The following is a 14,651-nucleotide window of genomic DNA, read 5'->3' on the forward strand; positions in this document are numbered from 1 at the left end:
GCCGACCTGCTCGTGGTAGCCGGCGTCGCCGACGTGCTTGTCCTTGTCGAACTCGGGGGAGTTCTTGATCTGTTCCTTGGTGAGGGCGACGTGGATCCTGTGCTCGTCCAGGTCGACCGACTGCACGGTCCCGGCGGGCAGGAGGACGTGCTTGCCGAAGATCCATACGCCGGTGTCGACGACGAGGTAGGAGGAGTCGACGTCGTCCGAGTGCTTGTCGACCTTGCCGATGCTGCCGTCGGTGGCCTCGACCTTGAATCCGGTCAGGTCGGTGCCCGCGGTGTAGCCGGTGGTCGGCTGGTAGCCCCAGATGTTGTCACTCATAAAGTACGGCTCCCTCATCGAATTGCGTTGCCGTCCACGGTCGTGCTGTGGAGGCTTTTCAGGTGTCATCGAATTCGGTGACGTTCCTTCAGGAATTCGGGTTCCCAGGGTTCTTGGGCTCACACATCCGCGCCGTGCGGATGGCCGGAGACGCCGTGCTGGAGGGCCATGGTTCCTGGCGTCACGCCGCCTCCGGCCACGTCTTCCGGCTACCCCGAAACGGGAAGGTCACCCCTTTCGTCCCGTGCTCACCAGGACGTGACATGGGTGGGGCCCGACGCCGTGGCGTCGGGCCCCACCCATGAATGCGTGCTGTTCAGAACGTCTACCAGCGGTACCAGCGGCCACGCTTGCCGCCGCTTGCCGCCGGACGGATCACGAAGCCCAGGACCCACACGATCAGGACGATCACGGCGATCCACCAGAGCGCCTTCAGTGCGAAACCGGCACCGAAGAGGATCAGGGCGAGCAGAAGAACAAGAAGAACGGGAACCATAGTTATCAACCTCCGGACCCTCGTGTGCCCGGCGGATCGATCTCTACTCATGCCGACCTTCATTTCGTCTTTCCGGGCAGACGGATAGCGTGGAAGCCACAAGGGAAACGGGAAGGCGGAAGAGGAGAGTGGACACCGTGAGCACATCCGAGCCGGTCGGACCCGCAGCGTCCGCGGAGAGCCTGCTGCGCGCGGCTCCGCCGCACGAGCTGGTCGCCACCGCCGGGCGCCTCCTCGCCGAACGTGTCGGGGCCGAGGACGTGACCGTGCTGCTCGCCGACTACGGACTGAGCGTTCTCCAGAAGGTCACCCACCTGCCGCACACCGACGACCCGGTGCCCGCGCACAAGGGGCCGGCAGGGCGGGCCTTCATCAGCCAGACCCCGGTCGTGGAGATCACGAGCGCCTCCAGCCCCACCCAGACCGTTCACCTGCCCATCAGCGTCCGCGGCGACCGGCACGGTGTGCTCTCCGTCCGTCTCCCCAGCGGCGCGACCGACACCACCACCGTGCTCCAACTCGCCGACTTCGCCACCGCTCTGGCCCACGAGGTGATCACCGCGGGCCGCGACACCGACCTGTATCTGCAGGCCCGCCGCACCCGGCGCCTCACCCTCGCCGCCGAGATGCAGTGGCAGCTCCTGCCCGGCCGTGGATGCGCCCGCCAGGAGTACGTCATCGGAGCCCATCTGGAGCCCGCCTACACCATCGGCGGCGACAACTTCGACTGGTCGACCGACGCGGACCACCTCACCCTCACCGTCACCGACGGGATGGGCCAGGGCATCGACGCCTCCCTGCTCACCAGCCTCGCCGTCGGTGCCCTGCGCAACGCGCGCCGCGCCGGGATCGGCCTCGCCGACCAGGCGTGCCTGGCCGACCAGGCCCTCTTCGCCCAGTACGGAGGCAAGAAGTACGCGTCGACCCTGCTGCTGAAATTCGACCTGGACTCGGGCACCGTACGAGCCGTCGACGCGGGGTCGCCGCAGCTCTACCGCCAGCGCGACGACACGGTCGAGCAGGTCGAACTCGAAGCGCAGCTGCCCCTCGGCATGTTCGAGGAGACCGCCTACGAGGAGCAGGTGTTCCAGGTCGAACCGGGTGACCGGCTGGTCGTTCTCAGCAACGGCGTGCACGGCGCACTCGCCGGTGACGGCGGAACCTTCGCGGAACGAGCCCTGCGGCAGACCCTCGGCGCCACCCGGGAAGAGCCCCCGCACGAGGCCGCGCGGGCCATCGTCAACGGTCTGTTCGAGCACTTCGGCAGCAAAGAACTCGCGGCCGACGCCTCGGTCGTCTGCCTCGACTGGAACGGTCGCGCCGACGCCCGGTCGGGCTACTGACCGGACAGGGCGACGGCCCCGGTCGACGGCCACCCCAGCCACCAGATGAACAGACCGCTCAGCAGGACGAGCAGGAAGATCGCCGCGTTGGTGCGGCGGTAGGCGACGAGGAGGGCCACGAACTCACGGATCATGGCGCTCGGCCAGAAGTACGACGCGGTGGGGGCGCCCACCACGTGGCCCCGGACCCCGGTGCGGCGGGCGGTCACCGCGGCGCGGAAGACGTGGTAGTTGTTCGTGACGATCACACACCGGTAGTCCGGATTCGTCTTCTCCATCAGGGCTTTGCTGAACGTCAGGTTCTCGTCCGTGGTCGTCGAGCGGTCCTCGCGCTCGATCAGCTCGGCCGGGAAGCCCTGGGAGATCAGGTAGTCGGCCATCGCGTGCGACTCCGGAAGCTTCTCGTCGGGACCCTGTCCGCCGGAGGTGAGGAGGACGGGCCGCCGCCCCTTCCGGGAGAGCCTCGCGTGTTCCTTGCGGGCGCGGTCGAGTCGCCCGGCCAGCAGCGGAGGCACGGTGGTGCCGCCGATCAGGCCCGAGCCGAGGACCACCACGTAGTCCGCCCGCCGCCGGATGCGCAGGCGGCCGTACAGCGCGCCGTAGAGGAGGAAACAGAGGAACAGGAAGGCGACGTATCCGGAGAGCGCGACAGCCGTCGCCGCCACCACCAGGAGGGTGTGCGTGTGCAGCACCAGTGCCGCGATCAGCAGGGCGAGCAGGGCGACCAGCGCGACGCCCGCTCCCAGCGACAGCAGGTTCGCCGGGCTTCTGCCCTCCTTGCGGACCATGGTGATCCCGTTGGCGATGAGGAACCAGGCCAGCGTGATGACACCCAGCGTCGCCACGGTCAGCAGCGCGACCCCCAGGTCGTGGCCCAGTTGGGCCTTCTCGGAGGCCAGGTGCAGAAAGAGCGCGACCGCGCCGAAGACCAGCGCGAGCCCCAGCAGGACCGCGTTGCCGATCCTGCGGCGGTCCCGCGCGACACCTATGAGGAACAGCGACAAGCACACGACCGACGGTACAAAGGCCACCATGCGGCCATGCTACTGACGCGGAGCGAGGCGTCGGCGACGGCCCTCGCCCGCCGGAGGGACCCCGGCCCACCAGCCACCCGCGGACCGTCGAAGCCGTGGAGGCACCCTCTCGGAGCACTCCGACGACACCTCTCGGAGCACCTCCTGGGACACCTCTCAGAACACCCGGATCGGGATCTGCGCCGGGTCGCTCAGCAGGTCCCGGATCTCGTCGTCCAGGCGGACCATGGTGATCGAGGCGCCGGCCATGTCGAGGGACGTGCAGTACTCGCCCACGTAGCTCCGCCATACGCCGATTCCGCGGTCGGCGAGTTGCTTGTGGGCCAGACCGTAGACCAGGTACAGCTCGCCGATGGGGGTGCCGCCGAGGCCGTTGGCCATCAGGGCCACCGAGTCGCCCGAGGCGAAGGGCAGGTCCTCCACGACCGCGTCGACCAGCTCCCGCACCATCGCGTTCGCCGGCTGCAGCTTCTCCCGCTCGCGGCCCGGCTCGCCATGGATGCCCACGCCCATCTCGACGGCGTCGTCGGGGAGTTCGAACAGGGGTGAGCCCTTCGCCGGAGGGGTGCACGCGGTCAGGGCCATACCCATCGTGCGGGTGAGGGCGTTGACCTTCTCGCCGATCCGGTAGATCTCGTCGAGGTCCGCGCCCCGCTCGGCGGCCGCGCCGACCGCCTTCATCACGAAGAAGTTGCCGGCCACTCCGCGACGGCCGACGGTGTACGTCGAGTCCTGCACGGCCACGTCGTCGTCGATGAACAGGGTCCGGACGGTCACGCCGTCGGCCTGCGACAGCTCCTCGGCCATCTCGAAGGCCATCCGGTCCCCGGTGTAGTTGTTGACCAGCAGCAGGACGCCCTTGGGGGAGGCGACCCGCTTGACCGTCTCGTAGACGAAGTCGGCGGGCGGCGCCGCGAACACGTCGCCCGGACAGGCCGCGTCGAGCATGCCCCTGCCGACCGTCATCACGTGCGCCGGCTCGTGACCGGAACCCGAGCCCTGCACGATGGAGACCTTGTTCTCCTGCGGGGCGTCGGCGCGCATGATCAGGTTGTACTCGGGGACGTACCGGAGGGTGTCGGGGTTGGCCAGCGCCAGTCCCTCCAGCATCTCCGCGACGTAGTCCTTCGGGTCGTTGACGAACTTCTTCATGCCGTGCTCCTCGTGATCTCGTCGCCCGGGGTGTCGGGGGCGGTTCGGGCGACGGTGCCGCCCACGGTCAGTCGCGTGCCTCCCACTCGGCCGCGACGCGTTCCGCCATCACCGCGACGGCCACCGCGCCGGGGTCCGGTGAGCCGATGCTGCGCTCGCCGGTGTAGCTCTGCCGGCCGCGTCGTGCCTGCATGGGGGTGGTCGCGTCGGCCGCGGTGCGGGCCGTCGTGGCGGCCAGCGCGGCGAGTTCCGCCGCCGTGGCGGGCGGTTCGCCTCCGGACGTCCGCCGCTCCAGTGCGTCGGTCATCGGGATGAGCGCGTCCAGCAGGGTCTTGTCCCCGAGGTCGGACCTGCCGCGTGCCTTGATCCCCTCGGCGGCGGCCCGGAGCATGGCGACCGCGTCCGCCGCGTCCAGCTCGTCGCGGTCCTTCACGGCCATGGCGGCCCGCAGGAAGGCGGTGCCCCACAGTGGTCCCGACGTGCCGCCGACCCGTTTGGAGATCACCATGGCGACCTTCTTCAGGAACTCGGGCGGCGTCTCCGGGCCGAGGGTGTCCCAGTCGGCGAGCACGATCTCGAAGCCGCGGGCGAGCGAGAAGCCGAAGTCCCCGTCTCCCGCGACGGCGTCGAGGTCACCGAAGGCCTTCTCGTTGTCGACCGCGGTCCGGGCGATGGTCCGGACGACGAACGCGAGGTCACCGGCGGATGTCGTTGGCGTTGTCATGGCTCTCCTGACTGGCTCTCCCGACGGGCGCGTGATGTCGGTTCCGACCGGCGGACGGGGGAGGGGCCTGCCCCCGCTCGGGCACCCGGACCACCGGCCCCGCCCGGGTGCTCCGGTCAACTCGGGGCGGGCGGCGCCGAACCAGGGGGATCGGTCAGCGGCGCGCCGGTATGTCCCGCGACCGCGGCGTCCCCTGCCGTGAGCAGCACCGCGAGGTCCGCGAGCTCCACCCACGGGCCCGGGTGCACCCCGAGAGGGTCGTTCAGCACCCGGGTCACGGTCTCCCGCGGCGGCGGGTCGCCGAGCGAGGTGACCACCAGGGAGGCGCCCGCGAAGTCCTCCTCGCCGGTGTACGCGCTGGTCGTGACGGCGCAGGCGAGCCCCGCGCCGAGCGCGGCGAGCATGCCGTTGCGGCTGTCCTCGATCGCGACGACGTCCGCCGGGTCGAGACCCAGCCGGCGCACGGCGAACGCGTAGATGTCCGGGGCCGGCTTCTTGCGCTGGACCACGTCACCGGCGAACACACTGAAGCGTGACGCCAGTTCGGTGCCCATGGCGAGTTCCAGGACGCTGCGGACGGACGCCTCGGCGGAGGTGGAGGCGACCGCGAGGGTCCAGCCCGCCGCGTGTGCCGCCTCGGCGATCCGCCGCACCCCGGGGCGGGGCGGAATGGCGCCGCTGCGGATGATCCCGGTGTAGATCTCGGTCTTGCGGCGGTGCCAGCGGGCGACTTCCGCGTCCAGCGCCTCCTTGTCCGTGGGCAGACCCGTCGACGCGACGAATTCGGGGGTCAGCAGCGTCTTCATCCGCTCCTTGCCCCCGCCGACCTTCACCTTCTCCGCGTAGTCCGTGTCGCTCCACCGCACCGGCAGACCGAACTCCTCGAACGTGGCGTTGAACGCGGGCAGATGTCCGTAGCGTTCGGTGTCGGCGAGGACGCCGTCGCAGTCGTAGACCAGCGCGGACACGGTGTCATCCCGCCCGGCCGGCGCTGCCGAACAGGGTCATCAGCGAGCCGGTCATGTCGATGACGTCCTGACGGACGGACCTGAAGAGCGAGGGCGGGTCCCACTTCTGCCGCTCGGCCGCCGTTTCCAGGAAGGCCAGGCTCGACTTCATGAACTTCTCCTTGAGGGCGGTGGAGATGTTGACCTTCGCGCAGCCCCGGGAGATCAGGTCGTGGAACTGCTCGTCGGACAGCCCGCTCCCGCCGTGCAGCGCGATCGGCACCGGGTGCGCCGCGACGATGTCGGAGACCCGCTGGGCGTCGAGCACCGGAGCCTGCTTGTACGACCCGTGGGCGTTCCCGATCGCCGGTGCGAAGACGTCGACCCCGGTGGTCCGCAGGAACTCCAGGGCGACCTCCAGCGTCTGCTGCTCCGCGGCGGTGTCGCTGCCGACGCCGTCCTCCACGCCGGTGATCGACTCGATCTCACCCTCGACGGCCGCCCCGTACGAACGGGCCTCCGCGACCACCTCGACGGTCTGCCGCATGTTCTCCTCGACGGGCAGCTTCGAGGCGTCGAAGAGCACCGAGTTCCAGCCCCGCCGCAGACACTCCGTGATCACCTCCCGCTCCGGACAGTGATCGAGGTGCAGGGCGACCGGCACCTCGATCCCGGCGGTCATGGCGGTCCACATCGCATACAGAACATCGCTGCCGATCGACTTCACCGTCTTGACGGAGGTCTGCACGATCAGGGGCGAGCGCTGCTCCACCGCCGCGGCCAGCACGGCTTCCATCGTCAGGTCGTTGAAGACGTTGATGGCCGGCACGGCGTAGCGCTCGGCGAACGGCCCGGAGAGGATCTCGGTCAGCGGTGCAACACCCACGACGCCTCCACGTTTGCGGCCCCACCCCTTCCATTCCACGCCCGCCGACGGTGCCCCGCCACTTTTGTCCGCGAAGCTCCGGGGAAGGGCGGTAAGGGCTGGGGGTTCCGTCACCTTCCGTCAGTTTTCCGACGCGTTTCGTTTCCGGTCAGTTTTTCGATCGTTCGCCATCGTCCGTCGACTGCTGTGATGATGTGGATCAGGGGAGCGGCCGGGGAGGCCGTGCGTGATGAGGTCCGGGGGGATCCATGAGCAGTACGACGAGTGCGACGAGTACGACGACGTCCGCGCTGATACGGCTGAAGTCCGCGCAGAAGAGCGCCAAGGGCGTATCGCTGTATTCGCGGTTCGTGAACCGGCCGGTGGGGCGGTATCTCGCCGCAGGCGCCTACCGGGTGGGGCTGACGCCCAACCACGTCACGCTGATCAGCGCGGCGTTCAGTTTCGCCGCGGTCGCGACGGCCGCGCTCGCCGCGCCCACCTGGGCCGCGGGACTACTGGTGTGGCTCGGGCTGGCCGTCGGCTTCGCCTTCGACTCGGCCGACGGGCAGCTCGCCCGGCTGCGCGGCGGCGGCAGCGCGGCCGGTGAATGGCTCGACCACGTGGTCGACTGCGCCAAGATCACCGCACTGCACACCGCCGTGCTGATCGCCTTCTACCGGAACCCCGGTCACTTCGGGACCGGGGCCGACGCCTGGCTGCTGGTGCCGCTCGCCTTCCAGCTCGCCGCCGTCGTCACGTTCTTCGGCGGGCTGCTCACCGAGAAGCTCAAGCCCAAGGCCGCCCCGGGCGACCGGGCCGAGCCCTCCACGGTGCGTGCGGTGGCCCTGCTCCCGGTCGACCACGGGGTCTTCTGCCTGGTGTTCCTGCTGCTCGGCGGCGGCAGCGCCTTCCGGTGGGCCTACACCCTCCTCGGTGTCGCCGCCGTGCTCTTCCTGGCCGCCTTCCTCACCAAGTGGTTCCGGGAGCTGTCCGCAGTTCGTCGTTGAACCGCGTCCCGTCCAGGGCGTCGATGGCGCGCCGCAGCTGGGTGCTCGACGTGTGCACGGTGTACGGGAAGTAGACGACGTCCACCCCCACGGTGGCGAAGTCCTTCTCCAGGCGCTCGCCCTTCGGGGTGTCCCGCCAGTCGTCGCCCTTGAAGAGGACGTCGAAGCGGACCTGCTTCCACGTCTCCAGCTTGTCCGGCACGGTCTCCACGAACGCCGCGTCGACGTGCTTGATGCTCCGGACGATCTCCAGCCGCTCCACCAGCGGGATCATCGGAAGCCTGCCCTTGGCGTGCTCGGCCATCTCGTCCGAGACGACGCCGGCCACCAGGTAGTCGCACTGGGCACGTGCGTGACGCAGGATGTTCAAGTGTCCTATGTGGAAGAGATCGTAGGCGCCCGGTGCGTAGCCCACGCGGTACGGCTTGCTCGATGGCACAAGTGCCCCCCTTGTTCGTTTTTGGCCCCCAGTGCGCACCCCTTTCCGGGGGATGCGCGGACTTTGACGATAGCGTTCATGCATGGTGCAGGGAGGGTGAACAATTAGGGTGCGTCCTGGGTCACTTACGACCGGTGCGGGGACCGGGGGGTCCCGTGGGGCGCAGACACACAGGGGAGGCCGCAGTGGCGGCCGGGGGGAAGGTTCCGTCGCGTGACACATACCCACGACGAGCGTCGTGACCGGAGCGGTGCGGGGGTCGCCGGTCCGGCGAGGTCCGTTCCGGTGCAGCGCACCAACGAGCCGGACATCGGCGCACACGCCGACAAGGAGGGCGAAGTCGGGTCTTCCGGGCGCCGGTTGCTCCTCGTGTCCACCAACTACGCGCCCGAGCACACCGGTATCGGGCCGTACGCCACCGGCATCGCCGAGCACTGGGCGAGCCGCGGCCACGAGACCCATGTCCTCGCCGGACTGCCGCACTACCCCGCCTGGCGCCTCGACCCCGCCTACCGCACGGTGTGGCGGGCCACGGAGCAGCGGGCCGGTGTCACCGTGCACCGCAGGCGGCACAGCGTCCCGCCGCGCCAGAGCGCCCTGCGCAGGGCGCTGTTCGAGAGCTCGATACTCGCCCACGGCATGGTCGCGCCGCCCCGCACCGGCCGTCTCGACGCCGTGCTCGCCCAACTGCCCAGCCTCGCCGGAGGCGTGCTCGGCGCCCGGGTCGCCGCCCGGCAGCGGGCACCGTTCGTCCCGGTCGTGCAGGACCTCATGGGCGCCGCCGCCGCCCAGTCCGGCATCCAGGGCGGTGGCCGCGCCGCCGAGCTGGCCGAGCGCGCGGAGTCCTGGGTGCTGCGGCGTGCCACCCTGGTCGGCGTCATCCACGAGACGTTCGTCGAGCGGGTGCGCGCCATGGGCGTGGATCCGGGCCGCATACGCCTGGTGCCCAACTGGTCGCACATACAGGCCCCTTCGGCGCCGCGTGACCGTACCCGCGAACGACTCGGCTGGCGGCCGGAGCAGACCGTGGTCCTGCACTCCGGGAACATGGGGCTCAAGCAGGGGCTCGAGGTGCTGGTGGACGCCGCCCGACGCGACCCGGAGACCCGGATCGTCCTGATGGGCGACGGCAACCAGCGCGAGCACCTCGCCGCACTGGCCGAGGGACTGCCCAACCTGGAGTTCCTGCCCTCGGTGGACGACGCCGACTTCCCCGACGTGCTGGCCGCCGCCGACGTCCTCGCCGTCACCCAGCGGGCCTCCGTCCTCGACATGAGCGTCCCGTCCAAGCTCACCTCCTACTTCGCGGCCGGCCGGCCGGTGGTCGCCTCGGTCGCCGCCGAGGGCGGCACGGCCCGCGAAGTGCTGCGATCCGGTGCCGGAATGCTTGTGGAACCGGAGAATCCTGATCAGTTCTTGTCAGCGGTGCGTAGACTCGCCGAAGATCCGAAGATGGCGGACGAGTTGGGCGCGGCGGGTCCGCGCCACGTAGCGGCCCATCTGTCACGGGAGGCGGGTCTCGCGCGCATCGACGCGCTGATCGACGAGGCAATGGGGGGACTTGGAAGGTGAACGAGACACACGTTCCCGTCCGGGGAGAGGATGAGCCGGAGCAGTTGCGCGAGCAGTTCCGCCAACTGCTGCGGTACCGGTGGCTGATAGGCGGCGGTGTCGGCATCGGACTGCTGTCCGGAGCCTGGCTCGGCGTCACCGGCGCCGACAGCTACGCCGCCACCACCGACATCGTGCTCCGCGCCCCCACCAGCGACCCCTTCGCGCCCACGCTCTCCAGCGACAAGGCGCTGAACATGGGGTCCGAGCGGCAGACGGCCCTCAGCCGCTCCGTCGCGCAGGGCGCCGCGAAGCAGCTCAAGATGAGCGCGGGCGAGGTGGACCAGCTCCAGCACGGGCTCCAGGTCACCAACCCGCCGCAGACCCTCGTGCTGCACTTCACGTACAACGCGTCCGACCCGAAGGAGGCGGCGCGCCGCGCCAACGCCCTCACCGCGTCGTACATCGACATGCGCAAGGACCAGTGGGAGTCCGTCCGCGACTCGATGCTCAAGAGTCTGCAGGACCAGCTCAATCCGGTCGCCAAGCAGAACGACGAGCTCTCCCGGCAGATCAAGCAGCTCCCCGACGGATCCGCCGCGGACTCCGCCTACGCCGTGCAGGCCAACCTGCTCAACCGCATCACCGACCTGCGCTCCAAGATCACCAGCCTGAAGGCGCTCGACATGACGCCCGGCAACGTGATCCGCAACGCCACGGTCCCCTCCTCGTCCGACGGTCCCGGTCTGCCGCTGTCGCTCGGTCTCGGCGGCCTCGTCGGCGTCGGCCTCGGCCTGCTCGGCGCGTGGGTGCGGCTGGTCTTCGACCCGGCGCCCCGTTCGGCGGGTGACGTCGCCCGCGCCGTCCGCGGTCCCGTCCTCGGCGCGCTGCCCCGTGGTTCGGCGGGCACCCTGGTGGTCGGCCACACCGACTCCCGGGCGGCCGAGGAGTACCGCTCGATCGCCTTCCGCCTCGCCTACGACGAGCGGTTCGCCGACCGGCGACGGCTGCTCGTCGTCGCCCCGCGCGGCTCCATGGAGTCGAGCGTCGCCGTCGCGGTCAACCTCGCCGCCTCGTTCGCCGAGACCGGCAAGAACGTCCTGCTGGTCGAGGCCGACCTGCGCACCCCGTCGCTCTCCGAGCGGCTCGACGTGACCGCCGCCTCCCGGCCCCGCTGGAGCCGGAGCGGTGAGCAGGCCGAGGGCGAGTGGCCGAGTCGTGGCCAACTCCTCGTCGACGCGGGCGAGTCGGGCGCTTTCGGGCTCGTTCCCGGTGAACGCGTGCGCAACGTGCCGCGCGCGCTGACCTCCGCCCGGACCACCCGGCTGATCGCCGAGGCCGACGACCCCGACGCCACCGTGGTGGTCGTGGCCCCGCCCGTCCTCGCGTACGCCGACGCCCTCGCGCTCGTCGACCGTGTGGACGGCGTGCTCATCGTCTGCGACCCGCGGACCGTGCACCGCGCCGACCTGATGCGCATCCGCGAGCTGATCGTCGGAGCGGGCGGCACCGTCCTCGGCGCGGTGACGCACACCGACTCCAAGCGGGTCCGGACGCCCGTCGCGCGCCGCGGCAGCGGACGCCGGGCGCCCAAGAGCCAGCCGGCCAGGACGCCCGAGCCCACCAACACCCCCGAACCCGAGCGGCACTTCGACGGCGACGGCAGCGAGACCATCGCGCTGCGCACCGTCCGCTCGGGGGACCGGTGACCGCCCCGGAGGAACAGCGGCCGTCCGAGAAGCCGTCCGGCCCGCCGCGTACCCCGCGGCGGTCGGCGGCCGCCCTCGCCTCGGTGCTCGACCAGGCGGCGTCCAGTCTCACCAACATCGCCGTGCTGGTGATCGCCGCCCGCGTCTCCACCGCGCACGGCTTCGCCACCTTCTCGATGGTGTACCTCACCTTCACGGTGCTGCTCGGCCTCAACATGGCGTACGTCGGGCAGGCCGTCGTCCTCACCCGGGGCGACACCGCCGACACCGGTGCCGCGTGCCGGTCCGCGATCGCGTTCACCGCCCTCGCCTCCACCGTCGTCGGTGTCCTGCTCGCCGCCGTCGGCGCGGTCACCGCCGCGGTCACCGGCGGCTGGGCCGGTCCTGGCGGAGCCTTCGTCGCCCTCGGGCTCGTCCTGCCGCTGGTCCTGGTGCAGGACGGACTGCGGTACGCGTTCTCCACCCTGCGGCGCCCCGCCCTGGCCCTGGCCGCCGACACGCTGCGTCTGGTGTGCGTGGTCCCCGCGCTGCTGCTCCAGCCCCGGCACGCCGCGCCCGGCCTTCTCGTGGCGGTGTGGGGTGTCTCGGCCGTGCCGGCGCTGCTGCTCGGCCTGCGCCTGCTGTGGCCCCATGTCCGCGGCGCGCGCGCCGACCTGCGGCCCTATGTGCGCCGGGGCCACCTCGGACAGCGCTTCGTCGTGGAGTTCGCCGTGGGCAACGCCTCCAGCCAGCTCGCCGTGCTGGGTCTCGGCCTGTTCGCCGCCCCGCTCGCGGTCGGCGCCCTGCGCGGTGCCACCACGCTCTTCGGGCCGCTCAACGTCCTGTTCAACTCGGTCAACGCCTTCGGACCGCCGCTGCTGAACCGGCTGGGCGGCCGTCGGGCCACCACCCGCGCCGCCGCGCTCCTCGGTCTCGTCCTCAGTGTCGTCGGCCTCGCGTGGGGGCTCGTCCTGTACGCCCTTCCCGACCACGTGGGACGCCAACTGCTCGGCGCCACCTGGCAGTCGGCCGCCGCGCTGCTGCCCGCCTCGGGCGCCCAGTACGCGGTGATGGGCCTCGGCACCTGTGCCCTGGTGACGCTGCGCGTGCTCAGCCCGCGCGCCACCCTGTCGGTCCAGGTGGTGTTCTCGCTGCTCTCGGTCGTCTTCATGCTCGCCGGATACCTGCTGACCGGCTCGGCGCTCGGAGCGGCCTGGGGCCTGGCCGCGGGCTCCGCGCTCAAGGCCGTCGCCGCCTGGACGCGGGTCGCGCGCCTGCGGGTGGAGGAGACCGCCCCGGCTACCGCGGTACCGGCCGTTCCGGCGAGCTGAGAGCCGAGCCACGACCCTGGGGAGGGCCGCCGGGGGTTCCGGCCGCCCTCGACCGAGGGTCGCTGGGGTCCGTCACCGCTCCTGCGCGGCGATGACCTTCCGCGTGCCACCTGCCCCTACGCGCCGAGCCGGAGTCGTCCGTACGACATGAGGCGGCCCGGCCAGCGCCGGGCGGGAACTCCCGGCAGGGCGCGAGCCCGGCAAGGACGCGGCCCGGACACCGGGGTCAGCGCAGCCCCGTCGCCCGGTCCTGGCGGAACGTGCTGATCAGGATGATGCAGAACGCGGCGATGGCCACCCGGCCCGACGCCTGGAGCAGTGGGCCCCGCAGCAGGATGAAGGAGTAGCCGGCGACCAGCGGGACGGCCAGGGCGATCAGGCTGCCCGGCCGGGCACTGCGCACCGCGCGGCGGGCGTAGCGCCGGTCGACCCGTGCCGCCGCGTACCCCATCGCCACGAACCCCGCGACCATCCCGACCGGGCCGAAGTCGATCCACAGCTCGGCCCACACCGGCGACGAGAGGTTCGTGTTGGTCGCGCCCATCCACTGGCCGACCATGACACCGGTGTCCATCGGCTTGTCGGGCCATATCGAGCGGGGGACCGCGAACAGCACCGAGCCGGCCATCTGCCGGCCGAAGGTGTGGCCGCTGCCCGACCGGACGTAGGTGATGGTGTTGGCGAACATGCCGACCTGGTCGTAGTCCTTGAGGGCCAGTGGCTCCAGGGGCGACGTGGTCTGCACCGGGCGGTAGTTGGCGTCGTCGTAGCGGAAGCGGTCCGCGAACGGGAAGACGACCAGCGCCACGATGACACCCAGGCTGAGCGCGATCCGGTAGAAGGCCGCGCTCACCGGGAAGACCGTGAACAGCAGCGAGAAGAGAACGGTGAGGAACCAGAAACGCGGATTCGAGATCGGGTTGTTGACCACGGCGTTCAGGGCGGCCAGCGCCCCCCACACCGCGATGATCACCACGGAGCGGCGGGCCCGCCGCGAGGTCACCAGCCAGCGCGTGTAGGCCAGCCAGGCGATGAGGGCGGGCACGGTCCCGAAGCCCCGCACGATGGCCTGCCCGGCCTGTGAGTCCGCCTGGGAGAGCCCGGCCTCCTGGACGCTGCTGATGATCTCCTGGCGGCTGGTGAAGAACACCGCGGGACCGCCCAGTTTGACGACGAGCAGCGCCGAGCCGAAGAAGGCGATCACGGTCAGCAGGTACAGCCGGCGCCGGTGGACGAGCGCGGGCCGCAGCTTGTCCTCTCGCTTGCGCTCGGGCCGCTGGCGTGCCAGCACGGTGCCGATGTCGAAGGCGACACAGCCGATCAGGACGAGCGCGACCGCCTCCGTCAGATCGGTGCGCGCACCCACGACCGGGGTCGGCGTGCGGCCGAGCACCGCCTGCGCGAGGGGTGCGACGCCCATCGCCATGTAGACGAACAGCCAGAACGAACCGGCCAGCAGTTTGCGCCGGTTGGAGAGGATCATCGTCGACAGCCGGATGCCGGCGTACATGGTGAGCGCCAGCTGGAGCCACAGCGCCGAGTCGTGCAGACCGGTGCCGGGCTGGACCAGGACGAGCAGCGGCAGGAACACCGAGAAACCGAGGACGAGGGGGACCGACAGCGCCCGGGAGAGGAGCGTGCGCGGCCGGAAGGGCGGCACCGCCACCTGCCAGCCCCGCTCCGGTGACCCGGGCGTGCTGGTCCTGCCCCGGTCCATCTGCTGCGTCATGGCGCCCCCGCCCCGAAA

14 protein-coding genes are annotated in these 14,651 nt (G+C 71.0%); 5 read left to right on the plus strand and 9 right to left on the minus strand.

The features are described from left to right. On the minus strand, positions 1 to 324 hold a 324-nt coding region (locus ABZT74_RS04610; protein ID WP_356433395.1), incomplete at its 3' end, for a PRC-barrel domain-containing protein. A 325-nt stretch (positions 325 to 649) separates the two neighbouring features. Then, a complete protein-coding gene (locus ABZT74_RS04615) occupies positions 650 to 820 on the minus strand; it encodes a hypothetical protein (RefSeq protein ID WP_054240969.1) in 171 nt (56 codons plus the stop codon). Positions 821 to 948: 128 nt separating this feature from the next. Here ABZT74_RS04615 and ABZT74_RS04620 point away from each other — a divergent pair, with 128 nt between their 5' ends. After that, positions 949 to 2,163, plus strand: coding sequence for a PP2C family protein-serine/threonine phosphatase (locus ABZT74_RS04620; RefSeq protein ID WP_356433396.1), 1,215 nt, complete (start codon positions 949 to 951; stop codon positions 2,161 to 2,163). On the opposite strand, the gene ABZT74_RS04625 is transcribed toward ABZT74_RS04620, so the two are convergent. The 5 genes from ABZT74_RS04625 to ABZT74_RS04645 form a co-directional block, all read right to left on the minus strand. Further along, positions 2,157 to 3,197 (minus strand): YdcF family protein, encoded by a 1,041-nt coding sequence (locus tag ABZT74_RS04625; RefSeq protein ID WP_356433397.1) that lies wholly within the window; start codon positions 3,195 to 3,197, stop codon positions 2,157 to 2,159. The two genes, ABZT74_RS04620 and ABZT74_RS04625, sit on opposite strands and share 7 nt — an antisense overlap. Positions 3,198 to 3,353: 156 nt before the next feature. Further along, entirely contained in the window at positions 3,354 to 4,349 is a 996-nt protein-coding gene (gene dhaK, locus ABZT74_RS04630) for a dihydroxyacetone kinase subunit DhaK (protein ID WP_356433398.1), read from the minus strand. A gap of 67 nt (positions 4,350 to 4,416) precedes the next feature. Beyond that, positions 4,417 to 5,073 (minus strand): dihydroxyacetone kinase subunit DhaL, encoded by a 657-nt coding sequence (gene dhaL, locus ABZT74_RS04635; protein ID WP_356433399.1) that lies wholly within the window; start codon positions 5,071 to 5,073, stop codon positions 4,417 to 4,419. 116 nt (positions 5,074 to 5,189) lie between these two features. Beyond that, positions 5,190 to 6,041 (minus strand): HAD-IA family hydrolase, encoded by an 852-nt coding sequence (locus ABZT74_RS04640; RefSeq protein WP_356433400.1) that lies wholly within the window; start codon positions 6,039 to 6,041, stop codon positions 5,190 to 5,192. A gap of 4 nt (positions 6,042 to 6,045) precedes the next feature. Next, a complete protein-coding gene (locus ABZT74_RS04645) occupies positions 6,046 to 6,906 on the minus strand; it encodes a class II fructose-bisphosphate aldolase (RefSeq protein ID WP_356164879.1) in 861 nt (286 codons plus the stop codon). A 248-nt stretch (positions 6,907 to 7,154) separates the two neighbouring features. On the opposite strand from ABZT74_RS04645, the gene ABZT74_RS04650 reads away from it, so the two are divergent. Continuing rightward, positions 7,155 to 7,895, plus strand: a complete 741-nt coding sequence (locus tag ABZT74_RS04650; RefSeq protein WP_356433401.1) for a CDP-alcohol phosphatidyltransferase family protein — start codon at positions 7,155 to 7,157, stop codon at positions 7,893 to 7,895. Here the strand turns inward: ABZT74_RS04650 and ABZT74_RS04655 are convergent. After that, on the minus strand, positions 7,855 to 8,334 hold the full coding sequence (locus ABZT74_RS04655) for an adenylyltransferase/cytidyltransferase family protein (protein ID WP_355875012.1): 480 nt from the start codon (positions 8,332 to 8,334) through the stop codon (positions 7,855 to 7,857). The two genes, ABZT74_RS04650 and ABZT74_RS04655, sit on opposite strands and share 41 nt — an antisense overlap. A gap of 309 nt (positions 8,335 to 8,643) precedes the next feature. Here ABZT74_RS04655 and ABZT74_RS04660 point away from each other — a divergent pair, with 309 nt between their 5' ends. Genes ABZT74_RS04660 through ABZT74_RS04670 form a run of 3 tightly spaced genes read left to right on the plus strand, consistent with a single transcriptional unit; the run spans position 8,644 to position 12,904 of the window. Beyond that, entirely contained in the window at positions 8,644 to 9,906 is a 1,263-nt protein-coding gene (locus ABZT74_RS04660; RefSeq protein WP_356433638.1) for a glycosyltransferase, read from the plus strand. Continuing rightward, entirely contained in the window at positions 9,903 to 11,594 is a 1,692-nt protein-coding gene (locus ABZT74_RS04665; protein ID WP_355875010.1) for a lipopolysaccharide biosynthesis protein, read from the plus strand. Before ABZT74_RS04660 ends, ABZT74_RS04665 begins: the two co-directional genes overlap by 4 nt. Then, a complete protein-coding gene (locus ABZT74_RS04670; RefSeq protein ID WP_356433402.1) occupies positions 11,591 to 12,904 on the plus strand; it encodes a hypothetical protein in 1,314 nt (437 codons plus the stop codon). The genes ABZT74_RS04665 and ABZT74_RS04670 overlap by 4 nt, the downstream gene beginning before the upstream one ends. A 226-nt stretch (positions 12,905 to 13,130) precedes the next feature. Here the strand turns inward: ABZT74_RS04670 and ABZT74_RS04675 are convergent, their stop codons facing one another. Beyond that, positions 13,131 to 14,633, minus strand: a complete 1,503-nt coding sequence (locus ABZT74_RS04675; protein WP_355875004.1) for an O-antigen polymerase — start codon at positions 14,631 to 14,633, stop codon at positions 13,131 to 13,133. Positions 14,634 to 14,651: the final 18 nt, after the last annotated feature.

It is taken from the genome of Streptomyces sp. NPDC005302, assembly GCF_040607345.1.
Lineage (GTDB): Bacteria > Actinomycetota > Actinomycetes > Streptomycetales > Streptomycetaceae > Streptomyces.